Raw genomic sequence first — 10,085 nt, 5'->3', positions numbered from 1 at the left:
GCCAAGGCCAGGCCCAGGCGCAAGGCCAGGCCCGCTCGGGCGGCGGCGACTTCCGCGGCCCCAAGCGCGTGGCCGCTCCGCCGGAACGCTGGAACCCGATCGACTAAAACCCAGCGGGCCTTAGTCGCACGAAACAAAACGCCCGCCCCGGTTTCCCGGGGCGGGCGTTTCTGTTTGGGCGGGACAGCGGCTTGACCCGAGCAGCGCCTTGGCGGCCTGCTGGAGCGTCAGATTCGCCGAGGTCCCCATGCGCAAGTTCAACCCCCGCCCCACGGCCTTCGTGCTGACCTCGACCCTTCATGGCGCGATGCTGGTCAACCGGCACGATTATCACCGCCTGCCCGACGGCACGGCCTATGGAGTCGGCGCCCAGTTGCTGGCGACTCAAGCCTTCGATCCAAGCGAGGTCGATGGCGTTCTGCAGTTGCTGGAGATGCGGCGGGCCCACTTCGGCGACGGGGTGATCGCGCTGGACTGCGGCGCCAATATTGGCGTTCACACCATCGAGTGGGCCCACCTGATGCATGGCTGGGGCGAGGTCGCGGCGTTCGAGGCCCAGGAGCGGGTGTTCTACGCCCTGGCTGGCAACATCACACTCAACAACTGCTTCAATGCCCGGGCCATCTGGGCGGCGGTGGGCCAGGAGGCCGGGACCATCGCCGTGCCCACGCCCGACTATTTCACGCCCTCCAGCTTCGGCAGCCTGGAGATCCGCCCGACGGCGACGAACGAATTCATCGGCCAGGAGATCGACTATGCGCGGGCCCAGCCCACCAGGATGATGGCGATCGACGACATGGGTCTGACGCGACTGGATTTCATCAAGATCGATATCGAGGGCATGGAGGTGGAGGCCCTGTTGGGCGGTCGCGCGACCATCGCCGCGTGCAAGCCGCAGATGCTGATCGAGCGGATCAAGGCCGACGAGGTCGCCCTCCGCGGCTTCCTGGGCGAGCATGGCTACGCGGTGTTCGAAGCGGGCGGGAACCTGCTGGCCATCCACGAAACGGATCCAGCCAAGGGGCTGATCGCTCCGGGGTGAGAACCTCGCGTTCCCTTCCTCCCACGAGCGCGCAAAGCGATAAGCGCAAAAAAGCAAAACGCCCGCTCCGGTTTCCCGGGGCGGGCGTTTCTGGTTCTGGTCAACCTACGCCTTGAAGAAGGCCAGCAGGTCCTTGTTGATCACCTCGGCGTGGGTGGTGGCCATGCCGTGCGGCAGGCCCGGATAGGTCTTCAGCGTGCCCTTCTTCAGCAGCTTGATGCCCAGCAAGGCGCTGTCGGCGATCGGCACGATCTGGTCGTCCTCGCCGTGCATCAGCAGCACCGGCACATCGACCGACTTGAGATCGTCGGTGAAGTCGGTTTCGGAAAAGGCGGTGATGCAGTCGTAGTGCGCCTTGGCGCCGCCCATCATCCCCTGGCGCCACCAGTTCTCGACCGTGGCCGCCGAGACCTTCGCGCCCGGGCGGTTGTAGCCGTAGAACGGGCCGGCCGCGACGTCGTGGAAGAATTGGGCGCGGTTGGCCAGCAGGGCCGAGCGGAAACCGTCGAACACCTCCTTGGGCAGGCCGCCGGGATTGGCCGCCGTCTTCAGCATGATCGGCGGCACCGCCCCGATCAGCACCACCTTGGCGACCCGACCGGCATCCGCTCGGGCGGCGTAGTGGATCGCCTCGCCGCCGCCGGTCGAGTGACCGACGTGGATGGCGTTCTTCAGGTCCAGGTGGCGGGCCAGGGCGATCACGTCGGCGGCGTAGGTGTCCATCTCGTTGCCGGTGTCGGTCTGGGTGGACCGGCCGTGGCCGCGACGGTCGTGGGCGATGACCCGGTAGCCTTGGCCGACGAAGAACATCATCTGGGCGTCCCAGTCGTCGCTGCTGAGCGGCCAGCCGTGGTGGAAGACGATCGGCTGGGCGGTCTTGGGACCCCAGTCCTTGTAGAAGATCTGCGTGCCGTCCTGGACCGTAACGTAGCCGCTGCCGGTGGTCGACTTGGCGCCCGAGGTCTTCGAGGCGGCGGGGGAGGCTTGAGCTGCTTGGGTGGCGGCGAAGGACGCGGCCGTCGCGGCGGCGACGAGGCCCAGGCCGCCGGTCATCAGCGTGCGGCGCGAAGCTTGGTTGATCGACTGGCTCATTTCGAAGTCCTCGTGATTGTTTTCGCGATATCCATTATCGCGATATCAATATGACTAGAGGGCCTGCGACGACCTGTCCAGCGAAATCTTTATCGCGATATCATTTTTCGTGGTATTAAGTTGGCGAGACGTTTTCGCTCGCAAGGACCACCGTCGTGCCCATCCCGCTGGACAACCAGATCTGCTTCACCCTCTACGCCACCAGCATGGCGGTCACCCGCACCTACAAGCCGATGCTGGACGCGATGGGCATCACTTATCCGCAGTACCTGGTGCTGAGCGTGCTGGGCGAGGCCAAGGAAGAGGATGGCGGGGCGACCGTCGGGGCGATCGCCCAGCGCCTGGCGCTGGAGTCGAGCACGATCACGCCGCTGGTCAAGCGCCTGGAGCAGGCCGAGCTGGTCGCCCGCCGACGCGGCACGGTGGACGAGCGCCAGGTTCAGGTCAGCCTGACCGAGGCGGGACGCGCCCTGCTGATCCAATGCGACTGCCTGGGCCAGACCCTGGTGGCGAAATCGGCCATGACCCTGGAACAGCTGGAGGCGCTGAACAAGCAGGTCCAGGCGCTGCGTGGGGCGTTGACGGAAGGGTGAGCGAACCCTGGCGCCAAGCCATCCAATCCGGATCAAATATCAAAACAAAACGCCCGCCCCGGTCTCCCAGGGCGGGCGTCTTTGTAATCACCAAGCGCTCAGGGCTTAAACCAGCGCCCCGTGGCAGTGTTTGAACTTCTTGCCCGAACCGCAGGGGCAGGCGCCGTTACGGGCGGTGTATTCCCAGCCTTCCGGCAGGAGCGTGACCGGCAAGGCTTCGCGTTGTTCCGGCGACAGGCCCTCGGGCAGGGCGCCGGCCGTGGCGACGTTCTCGCCGCTCAGCGGGTCCAGGTGCACTTCGGTCAGGCCTTCGGGCGTATGCAGCGGCTCGGGCTCGGCATAGGCGATCTCGACCGTCATCAGCCAGCGCGTGGTGTTGGTGCGCAGGTCGCCCAGCAGCTTCTCGAACAGCGAGAAGGCCTCGGTCTTGTACTCGTTCAACGGGTCGCGCTGGCCGTAGCCGCGCAGGCCGATGACGTTGCGCAGGTGGTCCAGGTGCATCAGGTGCTCGCGCCACTGCAGATCGATCATCTGCAGCAGGAAGTTCTTCTCCACCGAGCGCATCTGGTCGGGGGTGATGATCACTTCGCGCTCGGCGGCGTAGGCGTCGGCGGCCTTGACCAGGCGTTCGCGCATCTCCTCGTCGCCGAAGCCTTCCTCGGCGGCCCACTCCTTCAGCGGCAGGGTCAGGCCCAGGATCGCCTGGACGCGTTCGTCCAGACCCTCGATGTCCCACTGCTCGGCATAGGCCTTAGGCGGCATGTAGCGGACGACGAAGTCGTCGATCACGTCATGGCGCATCTCGGTGATGATGTCGGAGAGGTCGGTGGCCTCCATGAACTCCTGGCGCTGCTCGTACACGGCCTTGCGCTGATCGTTGACGACGTCGTCGTACTTCAGGAGGTTCTTGCGGATCTCGTAGTTGCGCTGCTCGACGCGCTTCTGGGCGGTGGCGATGGCGTTGTTCAGCCACTTGTGGGTGATCGCCTCGCCTTCCTGGACGCCGAAGGTGCGCATGATGGCGTCAAGGCGCTCGCCGGCGAAGATGCGCAGCAGGTCGTCCTCGCACGACAGGAAGAACTTCGAACGGCCCGGGTCGCCCTGACGGCCGGTGCGGCCGCGCAGCTGATTGTCGATGCGGCGGCTTTCGTGGCGCTCGGTGCCCAGCACGAACAGGCCGCCGGCGGCCAGGGCCTGGGCCTTGGCGGCGCTGATCTCGATTTCCAGCTCGGCCTTCTGAGCCAGCTCATCCTCGTGGCTCGGGGTGATCCCCAGGCCCTTCTGCTGCTGGCGCCAGTTGGCCAGGCGCATGTCGAGATTGCCGCCCAGCTGGATGTCGGTGCCGCGACCGGCCATGTTGGTGGCGATGGTCACCGCGCCGGGCACGCCCGCGTCGGCGACGATGCCGGCTTCCTGCTCGTGGAAGCGGGCGTTCAGCACCTGGTGCGGAATGCCCTTGCGCTTCTTGCCCTCATATTCCCAAGCGTAGGTCGACAGCAGCTTGGACAGCTCTTCGGACTTCTCGATCGACACCGTGCCGACTAGGATCGGCTGGCCGCGGGCGTGGCAGTCGGCGATCTGCTTGAGGATCGACTCGTTCTTCTCGCGCTCGGTGCGATAGACCTCGTCGTCGTCGTCGATGCGCAGGACCGGACGGTTGGTCGGGATTTCGCTGACGCCCATCTTGTAGATGTCGTCGAATTCCTGGGCCTCGGTCGCGGCCGTGCCGGTCATGCCGGCCAGCTTCTTGTAGAGGCGGAAATAGTTCTGGATGGTCACCGAGGCCAGGGTCTGGTTCTCGGGCTGGACGTTGGCGCCTTCCTTGGCCTCGATGGCCTGGTGCAGACCTTCCGAAAGGCGGCGGCCGGTCATCATGCGGCCGGTGAACTCGTCGATCAGGATCACCTCGCCGTCCTTGACGATGTAATCCTTGTCGAGCGTGTACAGCACGTTGGCGCGCAGGGCCTGGTTGACGTGGTGCACGACCGAGATGTTGGCGGCGTCGTAGAGGCCGGCGGTGTCCTCGGCCAGGTGGCCGCCTTCCATCAGGATCTCTTCGATGCGCTCCTGGCCTTCCTCGGTGAGGATGACCTGCTTCTGCTTCTCGTCGTGATCGTAGTTGGTCTTGTCCTTGATGAGCTCCTTCACCAGGACGTCGATGGTCTTGTAGAACTCGCTGCGGTCCTCGGTCGGGCCCGAGATGATCAGCGGCGTGCGGGCCTCGTCGATCAGGATCGAGTCCACTTCGTCGACGATCACGTAGTGGTGGCCGCGCTGGACCATTTCCTCGACGCTGTAGACGAGGTTGTCGCGCAGGTAGTCGAAGCCGAATTCGTTGTTGGTGCCGTAGGTGATGTCGCTGCGATAGGCGCGCTGGCGCTCGCCCTGGCTCAGGCCGTTGACGATCACGCCGTACGACAGGCCCAGGAAGTTGTGGATCTGACCCATCCACTCGGCGTCGCGCTTGGCCAGGTAGTCGTTCACGGTGATGACGTGGACGCCCTTGCCTTCCAGCGCGTTGAGGTAGGTGGGCAGGGTCGCGACCAGGGTCTTGCCCTCGCCGGTGCGCATTTCCGAGATGCCGCCGCCGTGCAGGACCATGCCGCCGACCATCTGGACGTCGAAGTGGCGCATGCCCAGCACGCGCTTGGACGCCTCGCGGACCACCGCGAAGGCTTCGACCTGCAGGTCCTCGAGGGTCTCGCCCTTTTCCAGGCGGGCCTTGAACTCGGCGGTCTTGGCCTTGAGGGCCTCGTCCGACAGCGCGGCGTATTCCGGCTCCAAGGCGTTGATCTTCGCCACCTTGGCGGACATCGCCTTGACTTTGCGTTCGTTGGAAGAGCCGAAGAACTTTTTGGCGAAGCCGAGCATGAATACAGGATCCGGAGTGCTGTCTGTGAGGCCGGCGCTAGGGCTTGGAGGCCTTCACTACGGTAGAATGGGGGTGAAGCTGCCGGTGGAAACGAGCTTCTAGTGCGCGCGCGGAGACTTAAGCACCGGCCTTGCGGGTGTCAACGCGAGGCGGGGGCGTGGGGTCACGGTTTGCGCCGGCTTTAACGGCTTAGCTCGTTTTCCGATCCATGACGCGAGCTCGACGCGAAGCTGTTTCCTCTTGAAGGTAATCCGCGCTAGAGCGCTGAGGAAGAGTCAGCCGGAGATCGGCCCTTATGAATGTAGACAAGTCCCGCGTTTACGCCCTGACGGCCGTCGCCGTCCTTTCCCTGCTGATCGCCGCCTGCGGCCGCAACAAGGCCGACGAGCGCCCGCCCGAACCCGGCGACACCGCCGTCGCCCGGGTCGACGGCCACACCGTCTGGGCGTCGGACGTCAAGCGCGAAGCCGTGGCCCAAGGGTTGATCAGCGAAGGCGAGCCCCTGGACATCGGCTCGGACCTGTTCCGCCAGCGCCTGGACGAGGTGGTCGATCAAAAGCTGCTGGCCGCCGAGGCCCTCAAGCAGAAGCTGGACAAGGACCCGGTGGCGCAACGCCGCCTGGCCGCCGCGCGCGAGCGGATCCTGGGCGACATGCTGGTCGAGAGCGTCGTCGAGAAGGCGGTCAACGAGAACGCCATCCGCGGCCTCTATGCCGAGCAGCAGAAGCTGTCCAAGCGCTCCGAGGAGATCCGCGCCCGCCAGATCCTGGTGGCCAGCCAGGCCGACGCCGAGGCGGTCAAGAAGCTGCTGGCCGCCGGCGCCTCGTTCGACGCCCTGGCCATGGAGCGCTCGACCGACCCGGCCACCCGCTTCAACGGCGGCGACCTTGGCTATTTCACCATCGACGTCATGCCGCCCGCCTATGCCGTGGCCCTCAAGGACGTCCAGAAGGGCGCCCTGGTCGGTCCGTTCCAGACCGAGAGCGGCTGGGCCGTGCTGCGCGTCGAGGACAAGCGACTGGAAGAACCTATCACCCTGGAGGCCGCCCGGCCGCAGATCGTCCGCTTCCTGACGTATGATCAGGTCCGCGACCTGCTGGAGAAGCTGCGCGGCGGCGCCAAGGTCGAGATGCTGTCCGGCAAGCCCCAGGACGTGCCCGGCGCCCCGCAGGAGCCGGCCTCGGCGCCCCGGGGCTCGGCCGACCAGGCCCCCTCCTCCGATCTCGACGACGCCCTGCCGGCGTCCGCCCCCGCTCAAGCTCCGGCCAAGAAATGACCAAGTCCCCTAAGCCTGCCGCGCCCAAAAGGGCGGCCAAGGCCGCGCCCAAGAAGACCGCCCCGAAGGCCGCCGTCGCCGCCCCCGCCCCCACCCCCGCCGAGATCGTCGGCCAGGTCGGCGCCAGCGTCAGCCAGACCCTGGAACGGGCGCTGGACCCGCTGACCGCCGCCCTCAAGCGCGCCGGCCTGCGTCGCGCCCAGAAGGACGCCGACCAGGGCGTGCCCGATTCAGCGAAGAGGGAAGCGATCCAGGCCGCCAAGCCAGCCGCCGCGGGCGCGCCGGGCAAGCCCGGCCTTGCCGTCTCGCCCCTGGCCGTCCCGTTCCCCACCATCCCGCCGATCGCCGGGGTCGAGATCGCCACCGGCCGCGCCGGCTTCTACAAGCACGCCCGCGAGGACCTGCTGCTGATGCGCTTCGCCGAAGGCACCAGCTGCGCCGGGGTGTTCACCCGCCACGGCGTCGGCTCGGCGCCCGTCGACTGGTGCAAGCGCCAGCTGACCGCCACCAAGGGCGAGGACGTCCGCGCCCTGGTGGTCAACGCCGGCTGCGCCAACAGCTTCACCGGCAAGCCGGGCGCCGACGCGGTGCGCCGCGTGGCCACGGCCGTGGGCAAGCGCTTCGACTGCCGCCAGCGCGACGTGATGATGGCCTCGACCGGGGTGATCGGCGTGATCCTGGACGACAGCAAGATCACCTCGAACCTGCGCCTGGTGGAAGCCGGCCTGACCGAAGACGCCTGGGCGAGCGCGGCCTCGGCGATCATGACCACCGACACCTTCCCGAAAGGGGCCTACGCCACCGCCCTGATCGACGGTCACGAGGTGCGGATCGCCGGGATCACCAAGGGCTCGGGCATGATCGCGCCCGACATGGCCACCATGCTGGCCTTCGTGGCCACCGACGCGGCCATCGCCCCGGCCGCCCTGCAGACCCTGGTCAGCCTCTACACCCGCACCACCTTCAACTGCGTGACGGTGGACGGCGACCGCTCGACCAACGACACCCTGCTGTTGTTCGCCACCGGCCAGTCGAGCGCGCCGAAGATCCACCGGGCCGGCGACCGCCGCCTGGCCGACTTCCGCGAAAAGCTGGAGGCCGTGCTGCTGGACCTGGCCCTGCAGCTGGTCCGCGACGGCGAGGGCGCGACCAAGTTCGTCAAGATCACCGTCAACGGCGCCGAGAGCCCGCTGTCGGCCCGCAAGATCGCCCGCACCATCGCCGAAAGCCCGCTGGTCAAGACCGCCTTCGCCGGCGAGGACGCCAACTGGGGCCGCATCGTCATGGCCGTCGGCCGAGCCGACGAGCCGGTCAATCGCGAGAAGATCAGCGTCCGGTTCGGCGACCTCTACGCCGCCCGCGACGGCCTGGTCTCGGCCGACTACGACGAGGCGGCGATGAGCAAGTACGTCAAGAAGGCCGAGTTCGAGGTCAGCGTCGACGTCGGCGTCGGCAAGGGCTCGGCCACGGTGTGGACATGCGATCTGACCAAGCAGTATGTGGCGATCAACGGGGATTATCGGAGCTAGGAACGGGCGTCAGCCCACCTTTCAACCGTCATTCCCGCCCTTGTGGCGGGAACCCCTTTGTCCGCCGCAAGGGCGGAGATGTGGCGCGCCAACGCGCCAAGGCGACGCACCGTCAGCTGAACGAGGGGTTCCCGCCACAAGGGCGGGAATGACGGGCGATTTGGGAAGGATCGAGATCGAATGACCGATGAAGACACCCCCATCAACCTCGCCGACATCGCCGAGGCCTGCCTGGAGGCGGGCTATGTGGTCGAGGCCATCCATCGCGGCCTGGAGGTCTCCGGCGCCGACGACGGCGGGGCGTTCTATCTGTTTCCCGAGGGCGACTGGCTGCAGGTGCGCTGCCAGGTGTTCGACAACACCGACCTGGACCAGGCCCGCACTCTGGACGCCCTGTTCGAGACCATCGCCCGCGCCCAGTTCCGCCTGATCGGCTGCCGCTTCGGCTTCGACGTGCTGACCGGTCTGTGGCTGGTCGCCGACCTCTATCCCGGCTTCGAGCCCGAGCGCCTGCCGGCCGTGCTGGAACAACTGGCCTTCGTCTGGAGCTCGCTGGGCGAGGTGCTGGACGCGGCGCTGAGGGGCGAGGTGGTGGACGAGGTCACCCTGGACGCGGCCTTCGAGCTGGAGCCGGCGGAGCGGCCGAACTAGGGGGCAGGGTCTGGTTTCGGGCGCCGTCCCGATTTCCGTTCGCGACCCGTAACCGACTTTCGAGGCGGAGTGGTTTTAGACTTCCCGGTCCGTTTTTGGATGGAACTCGCCGACCACTTCATACATGCCGGGCTCAAATCGAGCGAAAGACAGGGCCTCTTCGAGAAATGGGCGTGGGGCCGGGTCTTGGCGCATGGCCTCATAGTCAGCGAGGCTGGCCCATTTAGCGTACATGGTGACCTTGCTGCCGTCTGTGCTGCGATGAAGGGTCGACGAAACGAACCCGGGCGCTTTGCTGACGATCTCGCCGGTGACCTTGGTCAATATATCGACCAATCGCTGTTGATTGGGCGGATCGACTTGGAAGACATTGATGAAGACAATCACGGCGTTCGAACCTGGGCGAAAAGCGAATCGATCATACGAGAAGTAGGGGCGATGGACGCAGAGGCAACTGCCGCTTTCCACCCCCAGCCGGCATTCGGAACGTCCGCCTGACGAACCGTCTATCCGCTTCGTCATAACCGCCCGCGCCGTCCGCCCTTCAGCTTGTCCAATGCGCGGCGGCTAGGTTCGGCTTGAGCCGCCACCGGCCGGGACACGGAGGCGACCATTTCCTGCACGGTCGCCACGGCCTGGGTGGTGGCTAGGCCGGCCGCCGCTTCGGCGACCTGCGGCTTGCCGCGCGGGGTCGGGACGATCAGGGCGACCTTGCGGGCCATGGCGGCCAGGTCGCCGACGGCCTTGGCCTTGTCGCGGGCCGCGCGGATCTCGGCCGGATCGTGGCTGTGCTCCAGGATCGCCCAGGCCGCGTCGAGGGCGGCCATCAGCTTCTGCTGGAAGGTGTGGCACCAGGTGGGGATGTCGGTTTGGGTCATGCCGCTAGTGTGCGGCCGTCCTGGAGGGTGGGGATGAGAAACGTGCGTTTTTGTTTAAGGGATTGGATTCGTTGGAGTCGTGATCGGCGCGAGCGGGGATAGAGCGCAATCCTCCCCATCTGGGGGAGGTGGCCCAGAGGGCCGGAGGGGGC

The 10,085-nt window shown here is 66.7% G+C and carries 9 protein-coding genes; 5 read left to right on the top strand and 4 right to left on the bottom strand.

Annotation, left to right across the window (positions count from 1 at the left end; all coding sequences use genetic code 11):
* Positions 1 to 247 precede the first annotated feature (247 nt).
* Positions 248 to 1,042, top strand: a complete 795-nt coding sequence (locus tag WAL33_RS16380) for an FkbM family methyltransferase (RefSeq protein ID WP_422182590.1) — start codon at positions 248 to 250, stop codon at positions 1,040 to 1,042.
* A 105-nt stretch (positions 1,043 to 1,147) separates the two neighbouring features.
* Here WAL33_RS16380 and WAL33_RS16375 read toward each other — a convergent pair whose 3' ends face one another.
* A complete protein-coding gene (locus tag WAL33_RS16375; RefSeq protein ID WP_422182589.1) occupies positions 1,148 to 2,134 on the bottom strand; it encodes an alpha/beta fold hydrolase in 987 nt (328 codons plus the stop codon).
* Positions 2,135 to 2,289: 155 nt separating this feature from the next.
* On the opposite strand from WAL33_RS16375, the gene WAL33_RS16370 reads away from it, so the two are divergent.
* On the top strand, positions 2,290 to 2,727 hold the full coding sequence (locus WAL33_RS16370) for a MarR family winged helix-turn-helix transcriptional regulator (RefSeq protein WP_422182588.1): 438 nt from the start codon (positions 2,290 to 2,292) through the stop codon (positions 2,725 to 2,727).
* Between the two features lie 105 nt (positions 2,728 to 2,832).
* On the opposite strand, the gene secA is transcribed toward WAL33_RS16370, so the two are convergent.
* A complete protein-coding gene (gene secA, locus WAL33_RS16365; protein ID WP_422182587.1) occupies positions 2,833 to 5,598 on the bottom strand; it encodes a preprotein translocase subunit SecA in 2,766 nt (921 codons plus the stop codon).
* A 296-nt stretch (positions 5,599 to 5,894) separates the two neighbouring features.
* On the opposite strand from secA, the gene WAL33_RS16360 reads away from it, so the two are divergent.
* The 3 genes from WAL33_RS16360 (at position 5,895) to WAL33_RS16350 (ending at position 9,055) form a co-directional block, all read left to right on the top strand.
* Positions 5,895 to 6,875: a foldase protein PrsA gene (locus WAL33_RS16360; RefSeq protein WP_422182586.1), complete on the top strand. Its 981-nt coding sequence runs from the start codon at positions 5,895 to 5,897 to the stop codon at positions 6,873 to 6,875.
* Positions 6,872 to 8,404, top strand: a complete 1,533-nt coding sequence (gene argJ / locus WAL33_RS16355; RefSeq protein ID WP_422182585.1) for a bifunctional glutamate N-acetyltransferase/amino-acid acetyltransferase ArgJ — start codon at positions 6,872 to 6,874, stop codon at positions 8,402 to 8,404. The genes WAL33_RS16360 and argJ overlap by 4 nt, the downstream gene beginning before the upstream one ends.
* Positions 8,405 to 8,584: 180 nt before the next feature.
* Positions 8,585 to 9,055, top strand: coding sequence for a hypothetical protein (locus tag WAL33_RS16350; protein WP_422182584.1), 471 nt, complete (start codon positions 8,585 to 8,587; stop codon positions 9,053 to 9,055).
* Positions 9,056 to 9,130: 75 nt separating this feature from the next.
* On the opposite strand, the gene WAL33_RS16345 is transcribed toward WAL33_RS16350, so the two are convergent.
* Complete coding sequence (locus tag WAL33_RS16345; protein ID WP_422182583.1) at positions 9,131 to 9,442, bottom strand: antibiotic biosynthesis monooxygenase family protein; 312 nt, start codon at positions 9,440 to 9,442, stop codon at positions 9,131 to 9,133.
* Positions 9,443 to 9,573: 131 nt separating this feature from the next.
* On the bottom strand, positions 9,574 to 9,933 hold the full coding sequence (locus WAL33_RS16340; protein WP_422182582.1) for a hypothetical protein: 360 nt from the start codon (positions 9,931 to 9,933) through the stop codon (positions 9,574 to 9,576).
* Positions 9,934 to 10,085 lie beyond the last annotated feature (152 nt).

The organism is Caulobacter sp. (genome assembly GCF_049283275.1).
Classification (GTDB): Bacteria; Pseudomonadota; Alphaproteobacteria; order Caulobacterales; family Caulobacteraceae; genus Caulobacter.
Note: the sequence above shows the minus strand (reverse complement) of the source record. Positions and strands in the feature narration are given on the sequence as shown.

What these genes read in the sequence shown, in the direction of transcription:
- WAL33_RS16380 (WP_422182590.1), top strand. Translation starts at nt 248, where the DNA reads ATGCGCAAGTTCAACCCCCGCCCCACGGCCTTCGTGCTGACCTCGACC.
- WAL33_RS16375 (WP_422182589.1), bottom strand. Translation starts at nt 2,134, where the DNA reads ATGAGCCAGTCGATCAACCAAGCTTCGCGCCGCACGCTGATGACCGGC.
- secA (WP_422182587.1), bottom strand. Translation starts at nt 5,598, where the DNA reads ATGCTCGGCTTCGCCAAAAAGTTCTTCGGCTCTTCCAACGAACGCAAA.
- WAL33_RS16360 (WP_422182586.1), top strand. Translation starts at nt 5,895, where the DNA reads ATGAATGTAGACAAGTCCCGCGTTTACGCCCTGACGGCCGTCGCCGTC.
- argJ (WP_422182585.1), top strand. Translation starts at nt 6,872, where the DNA reads ATGACCAAGTCCCCTAAGCCTGCCGCGCCCAAAAGGGCGGCCAAGGCC.
- WAL33_RS16350 (WP_422182584.1), top strand. Translation starts at nt 8,585, where the DNA reads ATGACCGATGAAGACACCCCCATCAACCTCGCCGACATCGCCGAGGCC.
- WAL33_RS16340 (WP_422182582.1), bottom strand. Translation starts at nt 9,933, where the DNA reads ATGACCCAAACCGACATCCCCACCTGGTGCCACACCTTCCAGCAGAAG.